Here is a 26,246-nt window from a genome sequence, read left to right as displayed (position 1 = left end):
AAACTTTCGTCAGTCTTCCTTGCGTTTAAAGGCGCCAGCTTCTATGCCGTGGCGGCTGAGCAGCTTGTAGAAGTCGGTGCGGTTGCGCCCGGCCAGGCTGGCCGCCTGAGTAACATTGCCCTCGGTCATGCGCAGCACCTTGTTCAGATACATGCGCTCAAATTCGGCCCGGGCCTCGTTAAAGGTGGGAAACTGCTCGTCGCTGCCGGACAACAGGGTTTCCACCAGCTGAACGCCAATCACCGGCGCCGATGCCATGGCCACCGCCTGCTCTACCAGGTTAAGCAGCTCGCGTACATTGCCCGGCCACTGCGCCGCCGCCAGCAACGCCAGGGCCTCGGGGGCAAAGCCGGTTACCTGGGTGGTCTGCCGCTTTCGAATTTGCTCCAGAAAATGCCGCGCCAGCAGGGGAATGTCTTCCGGCCGCTCCTTCAGTGCCGGCAGCGCCAGGTTGACCACGTTCAGACGGTAGAACAAGTCTTCCCGAAAACGTCCCTGCTCCATGGCCTCCACCATGTCGCGGCTGGTCGCCGACAGCACCCGCACATCGGTCTTGATGCTGTGGCTGCCCCCCTGAGGACGGACTTCCTGCTGTTCCAGCACACCCAGCAGCCGGGCCTGCAGCCGGGGCGGCAGCTCGTCGACCTCTTCCAGCAGCAGGGTGCCGCCGGCGGCGGTCACCAGGGCGCCGGCATGATCCGAGACGGCGCCGTCAAAGGCCCCTTTAACATGGCCGAACAGCTCCGATTCCAGCAGCGGCTCGGTCAGGGCGCCGCAACTGAGCACCATAAAGGGATGATCCCGGCGCGGGCTGGCCTGGTGCAGCGTGCGGGCCATCAGCTCCTTGCCGGCGCCGGCGGGGCCGGTGATCAGCACACTGATGTCGAGGGGAGCGATGCGCCGGGCCTGCTCCAGCACCCCGGTCATGGCCGGGCTGCGGGTGAGCATGTCGTGTTGCCAGTCGTCCTCAAAGGCCGGCAGCGACACCGCCAGCGCCTCGTTGATGGTGCGGCGCAGGGCTTCCTTGTCGATGGGCTTGGTGAGAAAGCCGAATACTCCGGAGCGGGTGGCGGAGACCGCATCGGTAATGGAGCCGTGGGCGGTCATGATCACCACCGGCAGGCCCACGTGCTGGCGCTGAATACGGTCGAACAGCGCCAGGCCGTCCATGCCGTCCATTTTCAAATCGCTCAGCACCAGGTCGGGGCGTTCCTGTTCCAGCCATTCCAGCGCCTCGGCCCCGGAGGTGGCGGTGGCCACCTCAAAACCTTCACTGCGCAGCCGAAGCCCCAGCAATTTCAGCAGGCTGGCATCGTCGTCCACCAGCAGTATTCTGGCCTTGCGTTTCATTGCCCGGTTTCCTGATAACGGCGTTCGTTGATCTGCTCGTCGATGGTCGCCAGCTCGTTCAGCTTGCGGGTCAGGGTATTGATCTGCTGCTGACGGTCGGTCACCACCCGGTTAAAGGTGATCAGCTCCTGATTGTAGGACTGATGAATGGCAAAGAATTGCTGCAAATGCGTATTCACCGCCGGCAGTGCCCGGCTGAACAATTGCTGGGCCTGCTGGCGCTGGGCCAGATTGGCCTTGGGGTGGCTCAGCCACAGCGCCAGCACCAGATCATCCTGCTGCCCGGACTGCTGCAGCCGTTGAATTTCCCTCAGCCGTTCGCCCTCGCTGCTTTGCATAATGGAATCAGACAGCCGCAGCCAGTACACCAGATCGTCGTGACCGCTGGCTTCCAGCGCCCGTGGCAGGTGAAATTCACCCAATGAAAACGGCCCCGTGGTGCTGCAGCCGCTCAGCAGCAGCACCAGTACGCCGCACGCCCATGATTTATTCATCGACAGGTTCCTTGTTCCCGTGTCCGGGCAGGCCCAGCTCAAAGCGAACCCAGCCCGGTTGTGTTGAATCCAGCGTCAGGCGGCCACCCATGCTGATGGCCGCTTCACGCGCTATGCTCAGGCCAATGCCCGAGCCCTTGAGCACCCCCTTGCGCTCCTGACTGCCCTGTACAAAGGGCTCGAAAATACGCTCCCGGTCGGCTTCGGGAATGGGCTGGCCGGTGTTGGCCACGCTGAGTACGTATTCCTGCTCGCCGGCCTTGGCCTTGATGTGAATGTCGCCGCCTTCGTCACCATAGTTCACGGCATTGGAGATCAGGTTTTCCAGTACCAGCCGCAGCCGGTGATTGTCGGCCAGCGGCTGCGTCTCATCCACCTCCAGGCTGACTGTCATGCCCTTGTTTTCCAGAGTCAGACGATGCGCTTCCAGGCTTTCTTCCAGCAGCGGTTTTAACTCCACCGGCTGATGATACACCTGCACCTGCTGAATGCGGTTGTAGTCGAGCAGCTGTTCAATCAGCCCCTGCAGCCGAAAGCTGTTGTCCACCAGCAGCTCGCAGATCTCTTCCTGTTCGGCGGTCAGCGGCCCGGTGACCTTTTCCGCCAGCAGATCGGCCCCTTCCCGCAGACTGGCCAGGGGCGTTTTCAGCTCATGGGACAAATGCCGCAGAAACTGCAGTTTCTGGGCTTCCAGCTCTCTGAGCCGGTGATGCAGCCAGTTCAGCCGCTCGCCCAGCTCCACCAGCTCGGCGGGTCCGCTGATGGGCCGCTCATCGGGCTCCACACCGGCCCCCAGCCCCTGAATGCGTTGTTCCAGCTGCCGCACCGGGCGAATGATCAGATAGGTAAAGAGCAGCGCCAGCACCAGGCTGGCCCCGCCCAGACCACCGCTCAGCAGCCACATGCGCCGGCGCACCTCGGCCACCTGATCGCGAATGCGGTTAATGCGCACATCTATCTGTTCCCGGGCCAGCCGGTCCAGCTCCACGTTGGCCCGGTTAAAGGCATCAAAAATGCTCACCCGCTCGCGGATTTGCGCGCCGCTGGCCTGGGCCAGGTCCACCAGCTCCACCAGCTGCTCACGCAAGGTGGCGTCGAGCTTCCCCGCATCCACGACTCTGAGCAGTGGCTCCATTTCCTTGCGATAGCGCTCCAGCAGCCGCAGGTAATGCAGCCGCAGTTCGGGCGCTTCCAGCACCGCATAGCGGCGAATGGCCCGTTCCATATCGAGCGCCAGATCGTTCATGTCCGAAGCCCGGCGCGTGTCGATCACCGCACTTTGCATGCCTTCTTCCGCCAGCCGGTTCACCCTCTCCAGGGTGCGGCTGTTCTGAATCACCAGCAGAATGAGGGGCAGCAACACCAGGGTGAAGGCGATCAGCACCAGTCGCAGTAACGAACGGGGGGCAAAGCCTCTGGCCGCGTTTGACATGAACCACTTGCTCCGCACAAAAGAAAGAGACGCAGAATAACAAAAATGACGGCAAAGGCGGATCGGGAATGTGCCGGCTCACCCGGCACGAACGGACTATGCTGAAAACAGGACCGGGTGCTCAACTATCAATGATAAAGGCAGAAGCGATTGGCCCCTCGGTAAAATGCCTGCCACACTCGGTTTATCAGCTAGTTAAAGGAGAATGGCCATGGCAACAGTAAGCGAAATCATGCGGCACAGCCTGCCGCTGCTGACCCCGGGAATGTCGATTTCGGAAGCGCTGGACCGCATGCTGGAATCCGGCCTGAGCGGACTGCCGGTGGTGGACAGCCAGCGCCACATTATCGGCTTTTTATCGGAGCAGGACTGCATTCCCAAGCTGATCAACGCCAGCTACCACTGCGACAACCGCCTGCTGGTCTCGGATCTGATGCGCCACGATCCCCTCACCGCCACCCTGGATACCGACGTGTTCGAGCTGGCCCGCCTGATGGGAGGCCCCAAGCCCAAGCTCTATCCGGTGGTGGATGGCAAAAAAGTGATCGGCATCGTCACCCGTCATCAGGTGATGAGTTTTCTCAACAATCAGCTCAAGACCTGCCTGGCCACCTACTGAGCCGAACCGCAGGATCACAAAGGGGCGCCGCGGCGCCCCTTTTGTCTGTCTGTGAACCGGCTTACAGCAGGCCGTCGACGGTCTCGCTCAGCTCGGCCGGCCACACGCCACACTGTACCTGACCGATGTGGCTCAGTTGCAGCAGCAGCATGGCAAGGCGGGACTGACCGATGCCACCACCAATGGTCTGGGGCAGCTCGCCCGCCAGCAGGGCCTGATGCCATTCCTGCTCGGCACGGTCTTCATGACCGGTCAGAGCCAGCTGGCGACGCAGGGCGGCTTCATCTACGCGAATGCCCATGGAGGAAATCTCAAAGGCGTCTTCCAGTACCGGGTTCCACACCAGAATGTCGCCGTTCAGGCCGGCCAGACCGCTCTGGGCCTCGGTGGACCAGTCGTCGTAGTCCGGCGCACGCATGTCGTGAATATCACCGTGGCTCAGCTTGCCGCCGATGCCCACCAGGAACACGGCGCCCAGCTCCTTGGCGATGGCACGTTCACGGCCCTTGGCGTCGAGATCCGGGTAACGGGTCAGCAGCTCTTCGGCGTGCAGTACGGCAATTTTTTCCGGCAGGAAAGGCGTGAAGCCAAACTCGGCCGCCGCCGCCTGCTCGGTGCGCTTGATGGCACCGTAGATGCGCTCCACGGTTTGTACCAGAAACCCTTCGTGGCGGTCTTCGGCGCTCATTACCTGCTCCCAGTCCCACTGGTCCACATACACGGAGTGAATGGGGCTGAGACGGTCTTCGTCGGGGCGCAGCGCCTTCATGTGGGTGTAGAGACCCTCGCCGGGCTCAAAGCCGAAACGACCCAGAGTGTGACGCTTCCATTTGGCCAGGGAGTGCACCACTTCGTAGCTCTCGCCGGGAATGGCCTTGACCTTCACCTGCACCGCCTTTTCAGAGCCGGACAGGTTGTCCTGCATGCCATCACCCAGACGGCTGAGAATGGGCGCCTGCACTTCCAGCAGATTGAGCTGCTGCGCCAGCTGACCGGAGAAATACTCTTTTACAAAACGGATTTGGCGTTGGCGTTCAATGTAGGCTTTTTTCATCTCATCCACCTGAGCTTGCTGATTGGTTTTGCAGAATAATCACGGATACAAACATCAAATTCAACAACCACTGGCAAAAACTCGCTTACGGATTTAAATTCATCAAAATAACTTAATTTTTTTGAGGAATCGTTAAATGCACCTGGAAAAAGGCGACACTCATTACCGAATCGATAATCTGGACAAATCCATTCTGATGGCACTGATGGACAATGCCCGCACTCCCTATGCCGAGCTGGCCAAGCGCTTTGGCGTCAGCCCGGGCACCATTCATGTGCGGGTAGAGAAGATGAAACAGGCGGGCATTATTGAAGGCACCCGCGTGCAGGTGAACGCCAAGAAGCTGGGTTACGACGTCTGCTGTTTTATCGGCATAATACTGAAAAGCGCCCGGGACTACCCTCGGGCACTGGCCCAGCTGGAAGCGCTGGAGGAAGTGGTTGAAGCCTATTACACCACGGGCCACTACAACATTTTCATCAAGGTGATGACCCGCTCCATCGACGAGCTGCAGCAGGTCTTGATCCACCGGTTGCAGCCTATTGAGGAGATTCAGTCCACCGAGACCCTGATCTCCCTGCAGCAGCCCATCGACCGGGACGTAACCCCCTGATCAGTTTTCCAGCTTGCCGAGGGCCTCGCGCATCAGCCTGAGCTTTTGCTGTTTGAGCTGGTCATCGGCGGCAATTTTTTCCAGGGTGGCCGCCTTGAGCTCGGTATTATCAATGGCATTCGCACTATCTTCGGCCATCAGCCGGTGCAGCTTCTGGTTTTGCTCCATCATGGCCAGCCGCGCCTGCTGGGTGGCGATAAACTGGGCCTTGAGCTCGGGCGAGCCCATTTTTGCCATGCGCTGGGTCATACGCTGCTCAAAATGGGCCGGATCCATCTGCTTCATACCGGAGTGGCGCTTGCCGTGATGGCCCCACTCATGATGGCCGGGCCCCATATGTTCCTGAGCATACTCTCCCATCATATGGTCGGGCCCCATTCGTTCGCCGGCATTATCGTCCATCATGGAACCTCTTCCGCCGTGGGCACTGACCAGGGCCGGCACGGCAAGCAGGGTGGCGGCCAGCAACAAAGCATGACGATGCGTTTTCATAATGATGTCCTTCTGTTGGGTTCACGGTAATCATTTAAGCAGCCGACTGTCAGCAAACTGTGTCGGCAACCAGCTTTTTTGCAACAAAGTGTCACAGCCCGGGGCACGGACACACTTTGACATTATTTGGCTGTACACCTGAGCTTATACTAAGCCGGCAATGGCAGGAGGACACGAATGAACAAGGGCAAAGACTTGCTGGTGGTGGACGATCACGGGGAAATCCGGGATCTGCTGACCCGCTTTCTGGCGCAGCACGGCTACCGGGTGCAGGGAGTGCGCGACGGTAACACCATGCGCCAGCACCTGGCCCGCCATCAGCCCGATCTGATCATTCTCGACCTGATGCTGCCCGGCGACGACGGCCTGACCCTGTGCCGGGAGCTGCGCGGCCAGGGCAATAATGTGCCCATCATCATGCTCACCGCCATGGGCGAAGACACCGACCGCATCGTGGGCCTGGAAATGGGTGCCGATGACTACCTGCCCAAGCCCTTTAACCCCAGAGAGCTGCTGGCCCGCATCAAGGCGGTGCTGCGCCGCCAGCCCGGCACCGACCAGGCCGTCGCGAGCGAAGCACCGCAGAAACTGCGCTTTGGCCACTGGCTGCTGGATACCGCCCGCCGCGAGCTGGTGGATGGCAAGGGGGTGGCCATCAGCCTGAGCACCGCGGAGTTCGACCTGCTGCGGGTGTTTACTCAGCACCCCAACCGGGTACTGAGCCGGGATCAGCTGCTGGATCTGGCCCGGGGCCGGGAAGCCCAGGCCTTTGACCGGGCCATCGACACCCTGGTGAGCCGGCTTCGGCGCAAGCTGGAGGCCGACACGAAACATCCCGAGCTGATTAAAACCATCTGGGGCGGCGGCTATATGCTGGCGGCCGAGGTGCACCATGAAGCCTGATAGGCTGCGCTACTGGCTGGGCAGCCTCACCGGTCAGATCATTCTGGTGGCCCTGTGCGCCCTGGTGCTGGTGCAACTGGTCAGCCTGCAAATCTACCGGCTGGAGCGGGAGGAGGCATTAGGGCTGGTCAACAGCCGCTTTACCCTGCAACGGCTGATGGCCGTGACCCGGTTGCTGCATCAGTCGCCCCCCGAGCTGCAACGGGAAATTCTGCGCGCCAGCCGCAGCGAAACCCTGCTGCTCAGCCTGAGCCGGGATGCCCCCGAGGCCGGCGAGCGCAATCGATTATTTGAGCGCATCGTACGCAACCGGCTGGGCTATGCCCCCGAACTCGACATTCGCATCAGCGCCGAAACCGGTAACGGCCAGACCCTGCCACTGTCCCCCGAACGCCGCCACCCTCACGACCGCCGCCCCGATATTCGCCTGTATGGCGGCATTGAGCTGGGTAACGGCTACTGGCTGCGCTTTACCTCATTGGTGGATGCCGAAACCCCGGGCTGGTCGCTCAAGGCCATGTTGTCACTGGTGCTGTTGGCGGCCCTGCTCACCGGCCTGATGATCTGGCTGCTGCAACGCACCACTCAACCGCTGAAGCGACTGGCCCGCCGGGCCGAGCGGCTGGGCCGGGGCGACAAGGCCGAGCCGCTGCCGGAAACCGGCCCCAGCGAAATTCGCGATACCCTGTCGGCCTTTAACCGCATGCAGGAGCGGCTGGATCGCTTTGTGACCGACCGCACTCGCATGCTGGCGGCCATTTCCCACGATCTGCGTACCCCGCTCACCAGCCTGCAGCTGCGCTGTGAGTTCCTGCCCGAGGGGGAAGACAAGCACAAGCTGCAGCAGGGGCTGAAGCGCATGGAGCAAATGCTCAACGCCACCCTCACCTTCGCCCGGGACGATGGCCAGGAAGAGCCCATGCGCGATCTGGATCTGTCCAGCCTGGTGCAGAGCCTGTGTGATGATCTGCAGGACGCCGGCCATCAGGTGAGCCTGGAAGAACGCGAGCCCATTTTGTTTCGTGGCCGTAGTCAGGCCCTGCGCCGGGCGCTGCAGAACCTGCTGGAAAACGGCATCAAGTACGGCGAGCGAGTGGAAGTGCGGCTGCTGGACGAGCCCGGCCATATTCGCATTTTGATCCGCGACTTCGGCCCCGGTATTGCCGACGACCAGCTGGAAGAAGTGTTCAAGCCTTTCACCCGGCTCGACAGCGCCCGCAACCTGGAAGACGGCAGCATAGGCCTTGGGCTGGCCATTGCCCGCACCCTGATCCACCAGCACGGTGGCGAACTGCACCTGACCAACCACCCCGGCGGCGGCCTGCAGGCCACCGTGCTGCTGCCCCATTAGTTCCGGCCTTTACTCACTCCGGTAAACTGCCTACATTGGTGGCCTCGATCAAAGCACAAGGACGACCTCCCTCATGAGAGACGAAACCCTGGCCGTACACCACGGCTACACTACCGATCCCACCACCAAGTCGGTGGCCACCCCCATCTACCAGACCGTGGCCTACGAGTTCGACAGCGCCCAGCACGGCGCCGATCTGTTCAACCTGGAAGTGCCGGGCAACATTTACACCCGCATCATGAACCCAACCAATGACGTGCTGGAGCAGCGGGTTGCGGCCCTGGAAGGCGGTATTGCCGGCCTGGTGGTCTCGGCGGGCAGCGCCGCCATTCACTATGCCCTGATCACCCTGGCCAAAAGCGGCGACAACATCGTCACCACCCCCCAGCTTTATGGCGGCACCTATACCCTGCTGGCCCACATGCTGCCCGACATGGGCATTGAAGTACGCTTTGCCGAGAATGCCAGCCCCGACGCCATTGCCAAACTGATCGATGCCAACACCAAGGCGGTGTATTGCGAAAGCATCGGCAACCCGGCGGGCAACGTGGTCGACATTAAAGGCCTGGCCGACGTGGCTCATGCTCAGGGGGTGCCCCTGGTGGTGGACAACACGGTCGCCACCCCGGTGCTGTGCAAGCCCATCGAGTTTGGTGCCGACATAGTGGTGCACTCGCTCACCAAATACATTGGCGGTCACGGTAACTCCCTGGGCGGCATTATCGTCGACAGCGGCAAGTTTCCCTGGGCCGAGCACAAGGAACGCTTCCCCCAGTTCAGCAACCCCGAGGCCGCCTATCACGGCGTGGTCTACAACGAGGCCTTTGGTCCCGCCGCCTTTATCGCCCGCGCCCGCACCGTGCCCCTGCGCAATACCGGCAGCGCCCTGGCGCCGCTCAACGCCTTTTTGCTGCTGCAGGGACTGGAAACCCTGTCCCTGCGCATGGAGCGCCACGTGGAAAACACCTTCAAGGTGGCCGAGTTCCTGCAGGCTCATCCGGCGGTGGACTGGGTCAACTACGCCGGCCTGGAAGATCACCCGGATTACCAGCGCGCCCAGCAATTCATGAAGGGCAAGCCGTCGGCCATTCTGTCGTTCGGGCTCAAGGGCGGCTATGAGGCGGGTGTGCGCTTCTACGATGCGCTCCAGCTGATCAAACGGCTGGTCAACATCGGCGATGCCAAGTCCCTGGCCTGCCACCCGGCCTCCACCACCCACCGTCAGATGAGCGAGACCGAACAGGCTCAGGCCGGCGTGAAGCCGGAAATGATTCGTCTGTCCATCGGCATTGAACATGCCGACGACATCATTGCCGATCTGAAGCAGGCGCTGCAGGCATAACACTCACCGTGGGGGCCGCCAGTGCTCCCACGTTTTTCACTTCCCTCTCCCCCTATTGACTCTTGACCAAGCTCCAGGGTTTACACTGACGCCAGTGCATTTCCGAAGGAGTGACATCATGAGTCGCTGTTGTAAACACGACGCGCCGAACCCGCCACGGCCGGGCACCGGCGATGACCCTGCCAAACACGCCGACACCACCCTGCACCACTGGCGCATCGACGGCATGGACTGTCCCGGCTGTGCCGGCAAGATTGAAGCCGCCCTGCGCCGCCTGCCCGGGGTACACAGTGCCGAGGTACGCTTTGCCACCGAGCGGCTGCACGTGCAGCTCACCCCCGAAGGCAGCCGTGAGCAGGTGGTGCGGGCCATTCATGCCGCCGGCTTTACCCCCTTCAGTGAGCAGGACAACACGCCCGACTCCAGCCCTTTCTGGCGGCGCCATTTTTCCCTGCTGGTATTGCTGCTGCTGGTGGTAGTGGCCGGCGCGACTCAGCTGTTCCTGCCCGCCGCCGGCCCCTGGCTGTTTACCCTGGCCACTCTCTGGGGCCTGCTGCCCATCGCACGCCAGGCCGGGCGGCTGGCCCGCAGCGGCTCGCCCTTTTCCATTGAAATGCTGATGACGGTGGCCGCCACCGGAGCCCTGTTTCTGGGAGAAACCGCCGAGGCCGCCATGGTACTGCTGCTGTTCAACGTCGGCGAAAAGCTGGAAAGCCTGGCCGCCAGCCGCGCCCGCCAGGGCGTCAAAACCCTGATGGCACTGGTGCCCGAGCAAGCCCGGCGGCTGACCGCCCATGGGGTTGAGAAGGTGGCCATCAGCGAGCTGATGCCGGGTGATGAGATCGAAGTGCACCCCGGTGGCCGCCTGCCCGCCGATGGCACCCTGCTCAACGCCCAGGCCGCCTTTGACGAAAGTGCCATCACCGGCGAGTCGCTGCCGGTGGAGCGAAAGCAGGGCGAAAACATCGCCGCCGGCAGCCTGGCCGTGGACAGGGCGGTGCGCATAAGAGTGAGCTCCCGGCCCGGCCACAGTACCCTGGATCGTATTCTGCACCTGATGGAGGAAGCCGACGCCAGCCGTGCGCCCATCGCGCGGTTTATCGACCGCTTCAGCCGCTGGTACACCCCGGCCATGATCCTCACCGCCCTGCTGGTGGCGGTGCTGCCACCATTTTGGCTGGGCGCCGACTGGCAAACCTGGATTTACCGGGGCCTGGTGCTGCTACTGATCGGCTGCCCCTGTGCCCTGGTGATTTCCACACCGGCGGCGGTGACCTCGGCGCTGGCCGCCGCCACCCGCATGGGTGTACTGATCAAGGGGGGCGCGGCACTGGAGCAGCTGGGCAAGGTCGACATGCTGGCCTTTGACAAGACCGGCACCCTGACTCAGGGGCAACCGGTGCTGCACGAGCTGTGTCTGTATGATGCGTTTAAGCGCAGGCAAGTGCTGGCGCTGGCCGCCGGTCTGGAAAGCGGCTCTCACCACCCTCTGGCCACGGCCCTGGTCAACGCCGCCGAAAACGAAGGTGTAGAGCCCATCGAGGTAGGTGAAAAACACACCCTGCCCGGTGCCGGCATTCAAAGCCGCTGGCAAGACCAGCCGCTGCTTATCTGCACCCCGGCGCATCTGGATGGAAGCCGATTTACGCCTGAACAGGCCGCCGACATCGAGCGGCTGCGCTCCGCCGCCTGCACCCTGGTGGTGCTGGTGGTCAATGAGCAGATTGCTGCCCTGTTCGCCCTGCACGACCCGTTGCGCCACGATGCCAGAGACGGCATAGCGGCCCTGAACGCGCTGGGGGTGCGAAGCCTGATGCTGACCGGCGATCATGAACTGACCGCCCATCATATTGCCGAGGCGCTTGGCATGGATTACCGCGCCGGGCTCAAGCCCGAGCACAAGCTGCGGGAAGTGGCCCGACTGAGTGAGCAGGGCCGCCTGGGCATGGTGGGCGACGGTATCAACGACGCCCCGGCGCTGCGCCGGGCCAGCATCGGCATTGCCATGGGCCAGGGCACCGATGTGGCGCTCGACAGCGCCGACGCCGCCCTCACCCATAACCGGCTCACCGCCCTGGCCGATACGGTTCGGCTGTCCCGGGTCACCCGCGCCAACATTCGCCAGAACATCACTCTGGCGCTGGGGCTGAAGGCGGTGTTTCTGGTGACCAGCATCACCGGCGTCACCGGATTGTGGCTGGCGGTGCTGGCGGACACCGGCGCCACCGCCCTGGTCACCCTCAATGCCCTCAGACTGCTACGCTTTCGGCCATAAAAAAGCCCCCGGCAATCCGATTGCCGGGGGCTTTTGTTCGAGCAGTGTCCTTATTCGGCGGTGGCCGCCACCGGCGGACGCACGCCCAGACTGTGGCAAATGGCGTAGGTCAGCTCGGAGCGGTTCAGGGTGTAGAAATGAAAATCCTTCACCCCTTCCTGACTGAGAACCCGCACCTGGTCCATGGCGATGCTGGCGCCCACCAGATTACGGGTATTCTGATCGTCCTCCAGACCGGCAAAGCGCTGGTGCATCCAGCCCGGAATCTTGACGTTGGAGAAACCGGCAAACTTCAGCAGGGTCTGGTAGTTGGACACCGGCAGAATGCCCGGCACGATTTCCACGTCGATACCGATGGTCACGCAGCGATCGCGAAAGCGCAGGTAGGACTCGACGTCAAAGAAGAACTGGGTAATGGCCCGGTTGGCGCCGGCATCGATCTTGCGCTTGAGGTTCAGCAGATCCGCCTGCGCGCTTTTCGCCTCCGGGTGTACTTCCGGGTAGGCCGCCACGGAAATGTCGAAATCGGCCTCTTCCTTCAGCAGGCCCACCAGGTCGGCGGCGTACATGTCGGGTTTTTCCATGCCCTGGGGCAGGTCGCCACGCAGCGCCACAATCTGGCGAATGCCGTTGTTCCAGTAGTCCCGGGCGATGCCGCGCAGCTCGTCGCGGCTGGCATCGATGCAGGTCAGGTGCGGCGCGGCAATCAGGCCGGTTTTGTCCTGAATGTCCTTGATCACCTTGTGGGTGCGATCCCGGGTGCCGGAGTTGGCACCGTAGGTCACGGAGACAAACTTGGGCGCCAGCGTCTTCAGCCGCTCAATGGAGTGCCACAGGGTCTGCTCCATTTTCTCGCTGTTGGGCGGAAAGAACTCGAATGACACATTAATATCGCCATTCAGTTCTGACAGCGTCTGATTCAGCGCTTCAACATGACGCGCACTGTGAAAACCCATGATTGTCTCCTGATAACTTACTTTCTACTCAAGTGAATCCATTATGCCTTGACGTCGGCGCAGCTCGAGCATGGCCGCCACCATGTTGGCCAGTGCCAATCTTGTCGGGACAGGCAAAAGCCCCGCAACACTCTCGGCAATTCCATGTCGGAACGTGAGCGTTCGATGGTGATCACGTCCGCATTCAGGTGGGCAATGGCCTTGATGATTTCCTGGAACCCAGAATAACACATGAGCGTATGGATCCGAGTCGCATTCGCCGCCGTATGGCACTAAAGACACTTGGACGTCTGAATGTCCAAATGGTTACACGCCTGAGCTTTCGGGAGCAAGACTATCTTTTAAAAAAGTAATAAATGCTGATTTTTAATCGTTATTTGAAATATGAGAAAGGGGGTGATGACAGCTGGCGGAATTTATGACCGGAAAGTTCAATTCAAGCTCAGGCAAAGCAGCCTGCAAGGCAATGCGGGCTGCCATGCGAAAGCCCGCATTATCGAGGGAAGGATGTTTAAAGGCCGGGAGATCCCGTGCTCAGCCCATGCCCTGCTCGGCCAGCACGCGAGTGATAATGGGCACCGGGCTTTGCAGGTGTTCACGCATCATGGCGGCGGCTTCCGGCCGGCGGGCAAGGATGGCGTCCAGCAGGGCCTGATGCTCCTGTTGCTTGTCGGCCAGGGCCTGCTCGCTGAACACGGTGCGCTTTAGCCATAAATGCCGGTAACGGGCGGCCTGATCCATCAGGGTTCGGCGCACCACCAGCAACTGGGGAGAATTGCAGCCAGCGGCCACCGCCTGATGAAAGGCCTGGTGGCGACCGTCCCACTGGTTCAGCTGATCTTCCACCGAATCGAGGTGAGTCACCTTGGCCAGGGCATGATGGGCCGCCACCACGCCCGCCTCCCACAGATCATCTCCCCGAGCCATGGCCAGCTCCACGATCAGGCCTTCCAACTGGGCCCGGGCATCGTAAATATCCCTCAGTTCGTCTACCGACATGGGGCTGACGCGAAAACCGCGCTGGCTCTCGGCGGTAACCAGCCGCTCCGACACCAGTTGCGACAGCGCTTCCCTGAGCGGGCTCACTCCCAGGCCATAGCGGCTTTTCAGGCCGCTCATCAGCAGCTTTTCGCCGGGGCCGAAGTGACTTTCAATGATGTCCTGTTTCAGTTGCTGGTAGGCGGTGCGGGCCAGGTTTTCCCGCGGGGCCTCTGGGTTGCTCATGGTGGGCTCTCGCTTAACGTGAATGGACCGCATTATAACGAAATTGTAACGGCGATCATAAAATCACCACGAATAATTGACACAAATCAAAAATGTCGACATTTTATAAATACAGCGACATTGGTCGCGTTCATCAACACAGTGTCATAACAAGGAAGCCCTCATATGTCCAACATCGCCACCGCCGACTTCACCAATCATCAGTATCAGGGGTTCAGCCTGGCACCCTCCGCCCTGTCTCCGCGTCTGCTGGAGCTGCGCTTTGACGAAGCCACCGTGAACGCCTTTCTCGAGGCCACCGCCGAGTGGCCGGTGCAGGCACTGGAATACAAATCCTTTCTGCGGTTTCGCGTGGCCCAGACCCTCAACGACCTGTGCGGTCAGGCGCTGCAGCCGCTGCTGATCAACACCCTGGTCGACCGTGACACCGGCGCCCTGCTGATCACGCCGGAAGGACTGAACCAGGTGGAGCAGGCCGAGGACATGGTCAAGTTCACCACCGCCGTGGCTCACCTGTTTGGCCGCTCCAACTTCGATGCCATGAGCGGCCAGTATTACGCCCGCTTTGTGGTGCAGAACCAGGACAACTCCGACAGCTACCTGCGTCAGGCCCACCGCGTAATGGAACTGCACAACGACGGCACCTACGTGGAGCAGGACACCGACTATGTGCTGATGCTGAAAATTGACGAGCAAAACATGGAAGGCGGCAACTCCCTGCTGCTGCACCTGGACGACTGGGAGCACCTGGATCGCTTTTACGCCGATCCCATGGCTAGCCGGGAAATGCGCTGGGCCGCGCCACCCAGCAAGAACACCACCAAGGACGTGTATCACGCCGTGTTCGACACCGACCGCAGCGGCAAGCCCATCATGTCCTACATCGATCAGTTCGTGCAGCCCAGAAACTACGAAGAAGGCGTGTGGCTGGCGGACTTGTCCGACGCCATTGAAACCAGCAGCAAACAGCTGTCGGTACGGGTTCCGACCGGCTCTTTCCTGCTGATTAACAACCATTTCTGGCTGCACGGTCGCGACAAGTTCATCGCCCACGACGGCCTGCGCCGGGAGCTGATGCGTCAGCGCGGTTACTTTACCCATGCCAAGACCCTGAAAAACCCCAACCAGGGCTGACGGCATTGACAAGGTGCCGCCGGCACCTTGATATTCAACAATAAAACAGGAGCGCCGGGGCTAACCCCGGCGTTTGCCTCTTTACCTACGAGTGAGCAGCACAGTGTTTGACTTCATCATCATCGGCGGCGGCATCGTCGGCATGTCTACCGCCTGGCAACTGAAAAAGACCTATCCCGACAGCAAAATGCTGCTGCTGGAAAAGGAAAGCGGCCCGGCCCGGCACCAGACCGGCCACAACAGCGGCGTAATCCACGCCGGCGTGTACTACACCCCCGGCAGCCTGAAAGCGAAGTTCTGCCTCGAAGGCAACCTGGCCACCAAGGCCTTTTGCCGCGAGCACGACATTCCCTTTGACGAGTGCGGCAAGCTGCTGGTGGCCACCAACGAACTGGAAATGGAGCGCATGAAGGCGCTGTGGGACCGCAGCGAGGCCAACGGCCTGGAGCGCTACTGGCTGAACGCCGACGAGCTGAAGGAACGCGAGCCCAATATCACCGGCCTGGGGGGCATTTTTGTGCCGTCCAGCGGCATTGTGGATTACAAGCAGGTGACCGCGGCCATGGGCAAGGAATTCGAGCGTCTGGGCGGCGAAATTCGCTACAACGCCGAGGTAACCGGCCTGAACGAAGAAGCCAGCCGGGTGACGGTACAGACCACCCAGGGCGAGGTTGAAGGCAAGTTCCTGGTGTCCTGCTCCGGCCTGATGGCCGACCGGGTGGTGCGCATGCTGGGCCTGGAGCCCGAGTTCAAGATTTGCCCCTTCCGCGGCGAGTACTACCTGCTCAAGCCCGAACACAATCAGATTGTGAACCACCTGATCTACCCGATTCCGGATCCGAACATGCCCTTTTTGGGGGTACACCTGACCCGCATGATCGACGGCACCGTCACCGTGGGCCCCAACGCCGTGCTGGCGTTCAAGCGCGAAGGCTACAACAAGCGGGATATTTCCCTTAAGGATACCCTGGAGATGCTGACCTACCCGGGCATCCTCAAGGTGCTGATGAAGAACCTGAAACCCGGCCTGACCGAAATGAAAAACTCCATCAACAAGGCCGGCTACCTGGAACTGGTGCGCAAGTACTGCCCCAGCCTGGCGGTGGGCGATCTTACCCCCTACCCCGCCGGCATTCGCGCCCAGGCGGTATCAAAAGACGGAAAACTGGTGGACGACTTCCTGTTCGTTAACACCAAACGCACCCTGAACGTGTGCAACGCACCCTCGCCTGCGGCCACCTCCGCCATTCCCATCGGCGGTTATATCGTTGATAAAATAAAAGAGCAGGTGGAATTACCTACCGCCGTGGCCTGATCTTTTATTTTTAAATCGGCAATAAAAAAGGGCAGACCCATGGTCTGCCCAAAAAACACTGCCGAGGTTTAATCCCTCTCAACCCACATTGCAAAGCAATCAGAAGCTGTAACCCATACCAACCATCAGAACTACCGGGTCGATGTTGGTTTTAAAAGTACCAATATCAGTTTCAACATCGGTATCGATATCGATCAGCCAGGCAGACGCGTTCACAAACAGGTTATCGGTCACGTTCATGTCGATACCGGCCTGCGCCGCCAGGCCCCATGAATCATCCAGCTTCACATCAGAGGTGCTCAGTGCTCCACGACCTTCCTCGTCAAAAAACATGGTGTAGTTCACACCAGCACCCACATAAGGACGTACCTTGCTCTGGGCATTGCCGAAGTAGTACTGACCCATCAGGGTCGGCGGCAGGTGCTTGATCTTGGCCACTTCGCCAAAGCCTGCAGTACGTACAGAATGAGAGAAAGGAGTGGCGGCCAGCAGCTCCACACCCCAGTTGTCGGTAACCATATAGGAGAAAGTCAGGCCCAGCTGGGTATTGGAGTCCGGCTCAAGGTGGCCAGTCCCAACTTTATCGCCACTGCTGTGGGGAGCCACGGTGGCGGCACCACCACGAACCAGAATATCACCGGCCTGGTGAGCAAAGGCGGCAGAAGGGGCCATCAGGGCGGCGGCAACCAGAAGAGCAACTTTTTTCATATTCTGTCCTTAAACATTTTTGCTGCGAAAGTTTTCAACTGAGGCCAGTCTGCCCGAAGCACCGGGGAACTTTTTTGATTTAACGCAAACTAAGGCCGCTTTTTCAAAAAGCCGGGAACTTTTTCATGGCCGGTGAAAAATAGCCTTTACCGCCACTGGTCAAAACCCACGCCTTGAGGTATATCTTTGGTTATTCGAGTTCAGGCAGCGCTTTTGGCGTTGCCTGATTTTTTATTGGAGGTTGATATGGCCCAGTTGCCGCCCATTACTATTTCTACCCTGGATCTGGCCCGGCTTGAGGCCTTGCTCGACAAACAACCCGACTCGGAAGCCGTTCGCCGGCTGGAAGACGAGCTGGAGCGCGCCAATGTGGTGGCCCCTGAAGCCATGCCCGGCGATATTGTGACCATGAACTCGGTGATCCGTTTCAGCATGGCAAAGGATGACGAGACCTTTACCAAGACCCTGTGTTTTCCCCGGGACATGGACGGCAGCAAAAACAAGATCTCGGTGCTGGCCCCCATTGGCAGCGCCCTGCTCGGCCTGGCCGTGGGTCAAACCATCGAATGGCCCGGCCCCAACGGTAAGCCTCTGACGGTGACTATTACCGAAGTGGAATACCAGCCCGAGCGGGCCGGCGATTACCAGTCGTAAAATGAAAGAAGGCGCATAATGGCGCCTTTTTTCGTTTTATGACTTCACGGAACCGGAAAGCGCCCCTTGCTCCCATTAAGTGGTCATTGCATGCTTCCTGTCTGATTTTTCAATCATTTACACCTTGCCATGAACGCCCTTGCCGACAGCCTGTTATTTTCCCTGTCCATTACCGGCCCCATCTGCCTGTTGTTGCTGCTGGGCTTTTTTCTGCGTCGCACGCAAATGATGAACGAAGGCTTTATCGACGGGGCCAGCAAGCTGGTATTCAATATCACCCTGCCGGTACTGCTGTTTACCAGCATCGTCAGCGCCGACTTCAGCCAAATGGCGAGCCCCGCTCTCATTGTTTACGGCATGGCCGCTACCCTGCTAGTGTTTATCCTGCTGGAAGGGCTGGCCATTCGCCTGACCGCGCAAAAAGCCCTGCGCGGCATTCTGGTTCAGGGAGCCTTTCGCGCCAATATGGCCATCGTCGGCCTGGCCTATGTGCACAACGCCTACGGCAACCAGGGGGTGGCCGCCATGGCGTTTTATGTGGCCTGCCTGACCATTCTGTTTAATATTCTGGCGGTGATTACCCTCAGCCGCAGCCTGAGCAGTGGTCAGCAGGTAAGGCCCGGCATCATTGTGCTGGGCATTATCAAAAACCCCCTGATTATCGGCATTGTAGCCGCACTGCCCTTTGCCCTGGGGGGCTGGCCAATACCGGAGGTATTGATGAAAACCGGCCAGTCCCTGGCACAGATGACACTGCCGGTGGCGCTATTGTGCACCGGTGCCAGTCTCAGCCTGAAGTCGGGCAAGGAAGACACCGGCCTGCTGCCCGCCATCGCTCTGCTTCGGCTGATCCTGGTGCCGGGGCTGATCACCCTCGGTGGCTGGATCCTGGGCTTTCGCGATGCGGAGCTGACCATGCTGTTTCTGATCAATGCCTCGCCCACCGCCGCCGCCAGCTACGTGATGGTACGGGCCATGGGCGGCAATGCCGTGCTGGCGGCCAATATCATTGCCGTCACCACCCTGGGCTCCCTGCTCACCACCAGCCTGGGCGCCACCCTGCTGGGTGCGCTGGGGGAGTTTTAATGCAGTAGTCACCAGAGTCACGTATGGTAACGGCATGACGTTCTGCCCGAGCCCATTATGTCCCGAGAAAAAGCCCTGACCCTGGATGCCCTGCGCGTGCTCGATGCCATCGACCGCAGGGGCAGCTTCGCCGCCGCTGCCGATGAACTGGGCAAGGTGCCCTCGGCACTCAGCTACACAGTGCAAAAACTGGAAGATGAGCTGGATCTGTCGCTGTTTGATCGCTCCGGTCACAAGACCCGTTTCACCCCGGTGGGCCGGCTGCTGCTGGAGCAGGGCCGTCACCTGCTGCAGGCCTCAAACCAGCTGGTCGAAGCCGCCCGCGCCCTGGAACGGGGCTGGGAAACCAGCCTGACCCTGGCAGTGGACGGCATTCTTCCCTGCCACAGACTGTTTCCTGCCATTGAGGCACTGCTGAGCCAGACCGACACCGATGTGCGGCTGTCTCACGAGATCCTGGCTGGTAGCTGGGAAGCGCTGGAAACCGGCCGGGCCGATCTGGCCATTGCCGCCCTGCAGGATGAGGTGCAGGAGCATTCCGGCATCAAGACTCAGCTGCTGTACCGGGAAACCTTTATGTATGTGGCTCACCCCGACCACCCTATTCATGATGAGCAGGCGCCGATCAGCACTGAGGTGTTACAGAAGTACCGGGCCATCGCCGTGGCCGACACTGCCCGGCACAAACCGTCGCTCACTTTTAACCTGCTGAATCGCCAGCCACGACTGACTGTCAGCACCATGCGGGACAAGGTTGATGCACTCAAGGCCGGTCTGGGGATCTCGACCCTGCCGCAAGCCTGGCTGGGTGACATGCTCAAGCGGGGTGAATTGAAGGAAATCGCTGGTGCTGAACACCAGCATGCCGATGTGGTGCTGGCCTGGCGGCGGGATGCCATGGGCAAGGCCAAAAGCTGGCTGATACGCGAGCTTCCGGCCCTGCTGGCAAGAAGGGAAGACTCAGCGGCGCCGTGAAGGCAGGGCGGCCTGCACCCGGGTGACCAGAGCGTCCATCAGCCCGGTGTGCAGCAACCAGGCCAGGCCAAAGGCGGCCACGGCAAAGGCGCCTACGTAAATATCGGTAAACCAGTGGGCGCCACCCATGACGCGCGGAGCAGAGAATACCACCACAAACAGGCAGCCCCACAGCCCTGCTTTCCATGACAGATACCGCCACGCAAAACCGGTAAAGATCATCAGCATCAGGCCGTGATCCCCGGGAAAGCTGTCACCGGAAGAGTCCTTGGTCTTGAACGACGCCAGTTCGGTCAGACGAAGCACGTTATCAAAGGTCAGGGTCGGACTCGGCCGCTCCACCGGAATGGCACGCCCCAGCTGGTTAAGTCCCACGGCGGTCAGCAGCATGCATACGCCGATGATCACCAGCCGCCGACGCTGCTCGGCATCGGCCTTGCGATAAACGCTGTAATAGACTGCCCCCATGGCCAGCAAGGCCACGCCATCAAAGGCCCGGTTGTTGAGTGCCGCTATCAGGTTAACCCAGGTCTGGCTCTCACCCAGCTTGTGGTTAAAGAAATAAAACACCGCCTTGTCGAGCTCGAACCAGAAACCGTGGTTCGGCAGCCAGAACCAGCTACCCAGAACGGCAAAGGCCGCCAGGTTCCAGAATACCAGTTTGTTGTAATGAATAGACATGAGTCCCCCTTGAAACAAGGCGGGCATTGTACGGAATTTTATCGATACTGTGCAGCCCGGAACGATGTCACAGGAAGATGGAAGGGGAAAGAAGGCCTGCGGCCTCTGAGCACAGTCACTCCGGGTTGTGGCAAGCCCGGAGTGTATTGGAGGATAGTGCCGACACCGGTAAGTCCTTTGCCGACACTCTGCCCTTAGGCGCGGGGCGGGGCGAAACGCAGCGACAGGCAGGACATGCCGCCGTCGAGCTTGCCGGCCTCGCTGTTGCCGATAAGGCGCACCTGGTAGCCGGCCTTGTCGAGCAGTTCCGCCGTCCGCGGGAACCCCGCCGGCATAAGCACCAGCTCGTTGAAACGAATGGTGTTGGCGCAGGCTTCCTCCCCTTCCGCGGTGTGGATAACGCGATAGCCGTCGAAGCAGTCTGTCGAGTCCAGGCGCCGGGTCGAGAGGATGGTCTCCTCATCGAGCAGCGAGCAGTCGGTCTTGAAGTGCAGCACGCCCTCGGGGGTGTTCACCTCGCGCACCCGGTAACCATAGGGGGCCACCAGCCGGCGCAGCTCGTCGATACCGGCGGCATCGGTCCGGCTGGAAGTGCCCACCAGAATTTCCCGCTCGGTAGTGAGAATGTCGCCACCGTCGGCAAATCCCGGCCCTTGAATGCGCAGCACTTCGGGATAGAACTGCTCCAGCGTCGGCACCATCTCGGCGGCTTCCCCGAGGCGCGACGCCGCGCCGGGACGCATGGCGATGGCGACTTCCGGCAGGCACAGCGCTGCATCCTCAACGAACACCGAATCCGGGTATGCTTCGAGCGGATCCAGCACGGTCACCCTGGCGCCGGTCGATTCAAGAGCGGCAACATAGTCCTGGTGATGCTGACGAAAAAGTTCGAGGCTGGGCTCACCGGTATCGACGGCGCGCAGGCCCTTTACGATGCTGGCACCTGGCCGGCGGGTGATCGCGTGGGTAAAAGTGTAGGAACGTGCAGTCACGGGTGCCTCCATAAATGGCAACGAGATTTGCCGATGAATTTATACGTTTGCATAAATTTATGCAAACGTATAAATTCATTCGAAAGTAGTAAGAAGCGGAGGCATCCATGCATGCTCGCAACACGATAACGGCGCCGGTCATCGAGGTGGCCAACCTGCACAAGACCTTCGGTCAGATCGAGGTGCTGAAAGGGATCGACCTGTCCGCGGCCCAGGGTGAAGTGGTTGCGCTTATTGGCGGCAGCGGCTCCGGCAAGTCGACCACACTGCGTTGCCTCAATCTGCTCGAGACGCCGACCCGCACCGACCGCCTCCGTTTGCTGGGCGAAGACATTGTGCTGAAACCCAACCGGGACGGCACTTCCACCGTGCAGGATCAAAAGCAGCTGCGCCGGCTGCGCAGCCGCATCGCCATGGTGTTTCAGAGCTTCAACCTATGGCCTCACATGTCGCTGGAAAAAAACGTCATGGAAGCGCAGGTCCAGGTGCTGGGCCGCTCAAGAGATGAAGCGCAGGAAGTTGCACGGCGTCTGCTCGACCGCGTCGGACTGGCCGATCGCCGCGGAATGTATCCACAGCAGCTGTCGGGTGGCCAGCAGCAGCGTGGCGCCATTGCCCGCGCTCTGGCGGTGGATCCGGAAGTCATGTTGTTTGACGAGCCGACCTCGGCGCTGGATCCCGAGCTGGTGGGCGAAGTGCTGACGGTGATGCGCGATCTGGCCGAGGAAAACCGCACCATGATCATCGTCACCCACGAAATGAAATTCGCGGCAGATGTCGCCGACAGGGTAATGTTTCTCAACCAGGGACGCGTTGAGGAGCAGGGGACGCCGGAGGAAATTTTCCAGGCGCCAAAATCAGAGCGTCTCAAACAGTTCATCAGCTCAATCGCCTGACTTTCGGAGATCACATGAAAATCACATCCAGCCTGTTTGTCGCAGTCGCCCTCTCCGCCGTCGCCTCGACGGCATCCGCGGACGTCATTCGCCTCGGTTTCGCCACCGAGCCCTATCCTCCCTTCGCCACACCGGACGCCACCGGCCAGGTCACGGGGTGGGAAGTGGATATCGCCAACGCCGTCTGTGCCGAGGCAAAGCTCGACTGCGAAATCGTCACCACTTCCTGGGATAGCATCATTCCCGCCCTGGTGGCCGAGAAACTCGACGTGATCGCCGCTTCACTGAGCATCAATGAAGAGCGCCAGAAGGTTATCGACTTTTCCGACAAGTACTACCAGACCGGTGCCGCCCTCGTTGCGGCACAGGGAAGCGGCATCACCCCCACCCCGGAAGGCGTTGCCGGCAAGACCATCGGCGTGCAATCAGGCTCCGTGCACCAGGCCTATGCACTCAAGCACTTCCCGGCGGCCAATATCCGCGAATACCAGACCCAGGATGAAGCCAACCAGGACGTCTTTTCCGGCCGCCTCGACGGCACCCTCGCCGACGTCATGGTGCTCGACGGTTTCCTGGTCTCTGACGAAGGCGCGATCTGCTGTGAAAATGCCGGTCTGGTTGCCAACGACGAAACCGTGCTCGGCCTGGGCATCGGCTTCGGCCTGCGCAAGGGCAACGAGGCACTGCGGGAAAAGCTGAACGAGGCCATTGCCGCGATCCGCGCCAACGGCACCTACGATGCCATCACCGACAAGTATTTCGATTTCAACATCTACGGCGAATAAGGAGCCGCTTCGCAGCGTGACGGAGACAGCCAAGCCCGAAGGAGACCAGGATGGCAATTAACTACAGAGACATGGAGGTGGCGGAGCTGCTCTCGTTGTCGCCTCCCGGCTGGGGCGGCGCACTGCTCGACGGGCTGCTGGTGTCACTCAAGATCACGCTGCTGGGCTACGGGCTCGGACTGCTCATCGGGCTGGTCGGGGCAACGCTGAAACGCTCCGGCGGCCCCGTTGCACGGGATATGATGGCGGTCTATACGACCCTGGTGCGTGCGGTGCCCGAGCTGGTACTGATCCTGATCGGCTATTTCGCCATGCCACAACTGCTTAACCAGATGTTGATGTCATTCGGCTACGAGCGAATCGAGATCAGCGGTTTCCTCGTCGGCGTCCTAGTGATCGGCTTCGTCCAGGGTGCCTACGCCACCGAGGTGCTGCGCGGCGCGCTCGGCGCGGTCAACCCGGGGCATATCGAAGCCGCCCTCAGCTTTGGCATGCACCCGTTCCGCATCTTCTACCGCATTACCCTGCCGGAGATGGTACCGCTCGCTCTGCCCGGCCTGTCGAACCTCTGGCTTACAGCCACCAAAGATACCGCCTTGCTGGCCGTGGTCGGCTTCACCGAACTAACGCTGGCGGCGCGCCAGGCCGCCGGCGCAACCAAACACTACTTCCTGTTCCTGTTGGCAGCCGGCGTGCTCTACCTGGCCGTGACGCTGGTCTCCGGCTGGCTGTTCCAGTGGCTCGAGAAGCATTTCAGCCGGGGGATGCGCCGTGCCTGATTTACGCACACTCAAACCGCACCGGCTGCTGATGGCCGGCGTCGCGCTTGCCGCTTTCACCGCGGCCGCACTGAACATGGACTGGAGCTGGCTACCGAAATACCAGGAGCAGATCGTTAGCGCCCTCGGCGTTACCGTGGCACTGTTCGTCACCTCGGTGCTGGCCGGCGGCCTCCTCGCCGTGCCGCTGGGCCTGGCGCAGGTTGCGGGGCCATGGCCACTGGCCTGGCTCGCCCGTGGCTTCTGCACTGTTATCCGCGGCACGCCTATCCTTCTGCAAATGTGGCTGCTCTATTACGGTCTGGGCTCGCTTTTCCCCTATATGCCGGAGCTGCGGCAGAGCTGGCTCTGGCCCTATCTGATCGAGGCCTGGCCCTACGCCTTCGTGGCGCTGACCTTGTCGTTCGCTGGCTACGAGGGCGAGGTGATGCGCGGCGCCTTCAAGGGGGTTCCCCGCGGCGAGCTGGAAGCGGCATACTCCATGGGCATGAGGCCCTTCACCATTCTGCGGCGTATCTGGCTGCCACGGGCGGTGCAGCGGGTGCTGCCGACTCTCGGCGGTGAGTTGATCCTGCACCTCAAGGCTACCCCCCTGGTCGCCACCATAGCGGTGATCGACATTTACGCCATCATCGCCCGCATCCGCCAGGAAACCTTTATCACCTACGAGCCCTTGCTGTTACTGGCGTTCATCTACACGCTGCTGGCGGCCGGCATCGCCCTAGGGGTATGGCTACTGGAAAAACGGCTTCCGGCAAGCAAGTAAAGTTGCATGTTTCAGGGCTTCACTTCGGGTACAGTCGCACCCGAAGAAGATGACGAGAAACAGCAGTCAGACGGGATAACTCAATATGCAAGTCAAAACCGGCAGGATCCGGCAAGAGAATACCGAAGAACGACGCGCGGATCTTATCGCGGCCACCCTGCGCGTGATCGCACGTGAGGGCGTCCGGGGCGCCACCGTGCGATCCATTTCGAAAGAGGCGGATGTGACTCAGGGGCTCATCCGCTACTACTTCAAGTCCAAGGACGAGCTGATCGCGGCGGCCTACGAGACCTACATGGGCGACCTCGTCAATGCCGCCGATGCGGCTTCTCAGGGCACCGGCTCGGCACGCCGGCGCCTGGCCAAGTTCGTACAGGTCTCGCTCGAGCCCCCCGTCACCAGTCACGCCTCGGTGGCAATCTGGGCCGGCTTCTTTGAAGTGCTGCTGCACGATCCGGCCATGAAGGCCAGCCATAACCGCAGCTACGACAAGCTGCGACTGCACCTCAAGACATTAATCCGTGATCTGTTCGACGAGACCGGTCGTATCGCCAGTGACGATCAACTGCGCCGCCTCAGCATCGCGGGCAACGCCGTGCTGGACGGGCTCTGGCTCGAGGGCGGCGCCCTGGCTGAAGTGTTTCATGAAGGCGAGCTGGTTCAGGTTGGCCTGGACAGTTTCAGCGCCCTGCTGGGGGTTGAGCTCAAGCCCGAGGACTGAGTAGCCTGGTGCCACGGACCGGCCGAATCATGACCATTGCTGTTCCCTCTCCACGCCTTACGATGACAATCACCCGAAAAGAATGACAGAGTTCTCAGGGTGAGACCGGTCACGCCACACTTTTGTCTGCCGCATTTACACCTCTTTCCATTTAATACCAATCCCAATGATAGAGCGGCAAACGCACTGTATTTGAAGCCCGAGATGCGCAACACAGAGGTCATTCGGCAAGTCTGATACCGCCAAAACGACAGAACTTCAGCCATTGGGCTGGGGATTTTGAGTACATGGAGAAGAGGAAGGGACTTTACGAGCGCCCTGCCAGTGCCGCAATACAGAGCTCGAAGGGCTCATCTTGTCGCGGCGACGGAAATAAAAGAAGCCCTGAGTTAACTCAGGGCCTCTTAATGATGGCGGAGTGGCAAACGCACCGCGTTTGAAGGCGAAGGTGCGCAGCACCGACATCATCCAGCAAGTCCGGCGAAGCCAGAAATGAAAAAGCCCCGACCGTAAGGTCAGGGCTTTGTATGATGGCGGAGCGGACGGGACTCGAACCCGCGACCCCCGGCGTGACAGGCCGGTATTCTAACCAACTGAACTACCGCTCCGCATTAAGCTGTATAGTCAGGAGTACTAAATTGGGTGCCTG

At 60.7% G+C, this 26,246-nt stretch carries 26 protein-coding genes, 1 tRNA gene and 1 pseudogene; 16 read left to right on the top strand and 12 right to left on the bottom strand.

The genetic code is table 11. The features are described 5' to 3' along the window. Nucleotides 1–9 precede the first annotated feature (9 nt). The 3 genes from Q9290_RS15375 to Q9290_RS15365 are packed head-to-tail and all read right to left on the bottom strand — an operon-like array spanning nucleotide 10 to nucleotide 3,276. Nucleotides 10–1,350, bottom strand: coding sequence for a sigma 54-interacting transcriptional regulator (locus Q9290_RS15375; RefSeq protein WP_306080531.1), 1,341 nt, complete (start codon nucleotides 1,348–1,350; stop codon nucleotides 10–12). Next, nucleotides 1,347–1,844: a hypothetical protein gene (locus Q9290_RS15370; protein ID WP_306080530.1), complete on the bottom strand. Its 498-nt coding sequence runs from the start codon at nucleotides 1,842–1,844 to the stop codon at nucleotides 1,347–1,349. Before Q9290_RS15370 ends, Q9290_RS15375 begins: the two co-directional genes overlap by 4 nt. After that, a complete protein-coding gene (locus tag Q9290_RS15365) occupies nucleotides 1,837–3,276 on the bottom strand; it encodes a sensor histidine kinase (protein WP_306080529.1) in 1,440 nt (479 codons plus the stop codon). The genes Q9290_RS15370 and Q9290_RS15365 overlap by 8 nt, the downstream gene beginning before the upstream one ends. A 211-nt stretch (nucleotides 3,277–3,487) precedes the next feature. On the opposite strand from Q9290_RS15365, the gene Q9290_RS15360 reads away from it, so the two are divergent. Then, on the top strand, nucleotides 3,488–3,895 hold the full coding sequence (locus Q9290_RS15360) for a CBS domain-containing protein (protein WP_306080528.1): 408 nt from the start codon (nucleotides 3,488–3,490) through the stop codon (nucleotides 3,893–3,895). A 61-nt stretch (nucleotides 3,896–3,956) separates the two neighbouring features. Here the strand turns inward: Q9290_RS15360 and asnA are convergent, their stop codons facing one another. Further along, nucleotides 3,957–4,949: an aspartate--ammonia ligase gene (gene asnA, locus Q9290_RS15355; RefSeq protein WP_306080527.1), complete on the bottom strand. Its 993-nt coding sequence runs from the start codon at nucleotides 4,947–4,949 to the stop codon at nucleotides 3,957–3,959. Nucleotides 4,950–5,085: 136 nt separating this feature from the next. Here asnA and asnC point away from each other — a divergent pair, with 136 nt between their 5' ends. Further along, nucleotides 5,086–5,562, top strand: coding sequence for a transcriptional regulator AsnC (gene asnC / locus Q9290_RS15350; RefSeq protein WP_306080526.1), 477 nt, complete (start codon nucleotides 5,086–5,088; stop codon nucleotides 5,560–5,562). Here the strand turns inward: asnC and Q9290_RS15345 are convergent, their stop codons facing one another. Continuing rightward, nucleotides 5,563–6,054 carry a hypothetical protein gene (locus Q9290_RS15345; RefSeq protein WP_306080525.1) on the bottom strand — a complete coding sequence of 164 codons (492 nt, stop codon included), beginning with the start codon at nucleotides 6,052–6,054 and terminating at the stop codon, nucleotides 5,563–5,565. Nucleotides 6,055–6,231: 177 nt separating this feature from the next. Here Q9290_RS15345 and Q9290_RS15340 point away from each other — a divergent pair, with 177 nt between their 5' ends. From Q9290_RS15340 to Q9290_RS15325, 4 genes are all read left to right on the top strand, one after another. Then, nucleotides 6,232–6,957, top strand: coding sequence for a response regulator (locus Q9290_RS15340; protein ID WP_306080524.1), 726 nt, complete (start codon nucleotides 6,232–6,234; stop codon nucleotides 6,955–6,957). Next, nucleotides 6,947–8,308 (top strand): ATP-binding protein, encoded by a 1,362-nt coding sequence (locus Q9290_RS15335; RefSeq protein WP_306080523.1) that lies wholly within the window; start codon nucleotides 6,947–6,949, stop codon nucleotides 8,306–8,308. Before Q9290_RS15340 ends, Q9290_RS15335 begins: the two co-directional genes overlap by 11 nt. Nucleotides 8,309–8,381: 73 nt before the next feature. After that, nucleotides 8,382–9,650: an O-acetylhomoserine aminocarboxypropyltransferase/cysteine synthase family protein gene (locus Q9290_RS15330; protein WP_306080522.1), complete on the top strand. Its 1,269-nt coding sequence runs from the start codon at nucleotides 8,382–8,384 to the stop codon at nucleotides 9,648–9,650. Nucleotides 9,651–9,768: 118 nt separating this feature from the next. Continuing rightward, nucleotides 9,769–11,925 carry a heavy metal translocating P-type ATPase gene (locus tag Q9290_RS15325; RefSeq protein WP_306080521.1) on the top strand — a complete coding sequence of 719 codons (2,157 nt, stop codon included), beginning with the start codon at nucleotides 9,769–9,771 and terminating at the stop codon, nucleotides 11,923–11,925. A 50-nt stretch (nucleotides 11,926–11,975) separates the two neighbouring features. Here Q9290_RS15325 and metF read toward each other — a convergent pair whose 3' ends face one another. The 3 genes and pseudogenes from metF to csiR all read right to left on the bottom strand — a co-directional run bounded on the left by metF (nucleotide 11,976) and on the right by csiR (nucleotide 14,105). Next, entirely contained in the window at nucleotides 11,976–12,881 is a 906-nt protein-coding gene (metF, locus tag Q9290_RS15320; RefSeq protein ID WP_306080520.1) for a methylenetetrahydrofolate reductase, read from the bottom strand. A 41-nt stretch (nucleotides 12,882–12,922) separates the two neighbouring features. Further along, a pseudogene (locus Q9290_RS15315) lies at nucleotides 12,923–13,135 on the bottom strand (hypothetical protein); the annotation flags it as partial. Between the two features lie 280 nt (nucleotides 13,136–13,415). Further along, the gene (gene csiR / locus Q9290_RS15310) at nucleotides 13,416–14,105 is read right to left on the bottom strand and encodes a DNA-binding transcriptional regulator CsiR (protein ID WP_306080519.1); all 690 of its coding nucleotides are present in this window, start codon (nucleotides 14,103–14,105) and stop codon (nucleotides 13,416–13,418) included. A 165-nt stretch (nucleotides 14,106–14,270) separates the two neighbouring features. Between csiR and glaH the strand changes: the two genes are divergently transcribed. Next, nucleotides 14,271–15,239, top strand: a complete 969-nt coding sequence (gene glaH / locus Q9290_RS15305; protein ID WP_306080518.1) for a glutarate dioxygenase GlaH — start codon at nucleotides 14,271–14,273, stop codon at nucleotides 15,237–15,239. Nucleotides 15,240–15,342: 103 nt separating this feature from the next. Then, entirely contained in the window at nucleotides 15,343–16,554 is a 1,212-nt protein-coding gene (gene lhgO / locus Q9290_RS15300; RefSeq protein ID WP_306080517.1) for an L-2-hydroxyglutarate oxidase, read from the top strand. A 99-nt stretch (nucleotides 16,555–16,653) separates the two neighbouring features. On the opposite strand, the gene Q9290_RS15295 is transcribed toward lhgO, so the two are convergent. Further along, nucleotides 16,654–17,262, bottom strand: a complete 609-nt coding sequence (locus Q9290_RS15295) for an OmpW family outer membrane protein (RefSeq protein WP_306080516.1) — start codon at nucleotides 17,260–17,262, stop codon at nucleotides 16,654–16,656. Nucleotides 17,263–17,508: 246 nt separating this feature from the next. Between Q9290_RS15295 and rnk the strand changes: the two genes are divergently transcribed. The 3 genes from rnk to Q9290_RS15280 all read left to right on the top strand — a co-directional run bounded on the left by rnk (nucleotide 17,509) and on the right by Q9290_RS15280 (nucleotide 19,977). Continuing rightward, a complete protein-coding gene (gene rnk / locus Q9290_RS15290) occupies nucleotides 17,509–17,916 on the top strand; it encodes a nucleoside diphosphate kinase regulator (protein ID WP_306080515.1) in 408 nt (135 codons plus the stop codon). Between the two features lie 129 nt (nucleotides 17,917–18,045). Beyond that, complete coding sequence (locus Q9290_RS15285; RefSeq protein WP_306080514.1) at nucleotides 18,046–19,002, top strand: AEC family transporter; 957 nt, start codon at nucleotides 18,046–18,048, stop codon at nucleotides 19,000–19,002. Between the two features lie 57 nt (nucleotides 19,003–19,059). Continuing rightward, nucleotides 19,060–19,977, top strand: coding sequence for a LysR family transcriptional regulator (locus Q9290_RS15280; RefSeq protein ID WP_306080513.1), 918 nt, complete (start codon nucleotides 19,060–19,062; stop codon nucleotides 19,975–19,977). On the opposite strand, the gene Q9290_RS15275 is transcribed toward Q9290_RS15280, so the two are convergent. Further along, the gene (locus tag Q9290_RS15275; RefSeq protein WP_306080512.1) at nucleotides 19,963–20,658 is read right to left on the bottom strand and encodes a phosphatase PAP2 family protein; all 696 of its coding nucleotides are present in this window, start codon (nucleotides 20,656–20,658) and stop codon (nucleotides 19,963–19,965) included. The two genes, Q9290_RS15280 and Q9290_RS15275, sit on opposite strands and share 15 nt — an antisense overlap. 194 nt (nucleotides 20,659–20,852) lie before the next feature. Further along, nucleotides 20,853–21,449 (bottom strand): hypothetical protein, encoded by a 597-nt coding sequence (locus Q9290_RS15270; protein ID WP_306080511.1) that lies wholly within the window; start codon nucleotides 21,447–21,449, stop codon nucleotides 20,853–20,855. Between the two features lie 308 nt (nucleotides 21,450–21,757). Here Q9290_RS15270 and Q9290_RS15265 point away from each other — a divergent pair, with 308 nt between their 5' ends. The 5 genes from Q9290_RS15265 to Q9290_RS15245 all read left to right on the top strand — a co-directional run bounded on the left by Q9290_RS15265 (nucleotide 21,758) and on the right by Q9290_RS15245 (nucleotide 25,597). Then, nucleotides 21,758–22,546: an ABC transporter ATP-binding protein gene (locus Q9290_RS15265; RefSeq protein ID WP_306080510.1), complete on the top strand. Its 789-nt coding sequence runs from the start codon at nucleotides 21,758–21,760 to the stop codon at nucleotides 22,544–22,546. Nucleotides 22,547–22,560: 14 nt separating this feature from the next. Then, nucleotides 22,561–23,331, top strand: a complete 771-nt coding sequence (locus Q9290_RS15260; protein WP_306080509.1) for a transporter substrate-binding domain-containing protein — start codon at nucleotides 22,561–22,563, stop codon at nucleotides 23,329–23,331. Nucleotides 23,332–23,381: 50 nt separating this feature from the next. After that, the gene (locus tag Q9290_RS15255; protein WP_306080508.1) at nucleotides 23,382–24,110 is read left to right on the top strand and encodes an ABC transporter permease; all 729 of its coding nucleotides are present in this window, start codon (nucleotides 23,382–23,384) and stop codon (nucleotides 24,108–24,110) included. After that, entirely contained in the window at nucleotides 24,103–24,876 is a 774-nt protein-coding gene (locus Q9290_RS15250) for an ABC transporter permease (RefSeq protein ID WP_306080507.1), read from the top strand. Before Q9290_RS15255 ends, Q9290_RS15250 begins: the two co-directional genes overlap by 8 nt. A gap of 85 nt (nucleotides 24,877–24,961) precedes the next feature. Further along, a complete protein-coding gene (locus Q9290_RS15245; protein ID WP_306080506.1) occupies nucleotides 24,962–25,597 on the top strand; it encodes a TetR/AcrR family transcriptional regulator in 636 nt (211 codons plus the stop codon). A gap of 531 nt (nucleotides 25,598–26,128) precedes the next feature. On the opposite strand, the gene Q9290_RS15240 is transcribed toward Q9290_RS15245, so the two are convergent. Next, a tRNA-Asp gene (locus Q9290_RS15240) sits at nucleotides 26,129–26,205 on the bottom strand. Nucleotides 26,206–26,246: the final 41 nt, after the last annotated feature.

Origin of the sequence: Oceanimonas aquatica (assembly GCF_030732065.1) — a bacterium.
GTDB lineage: Bacteria > Pseudomonadota > Gammaproteobacteria > Enterobacterales > Aeromonadaceae > Oceanimonas.
Note: the sequence above shows the minus strand (reverse complement) of the source record. Positions and strands in the feature narration are given on the sequence as shown.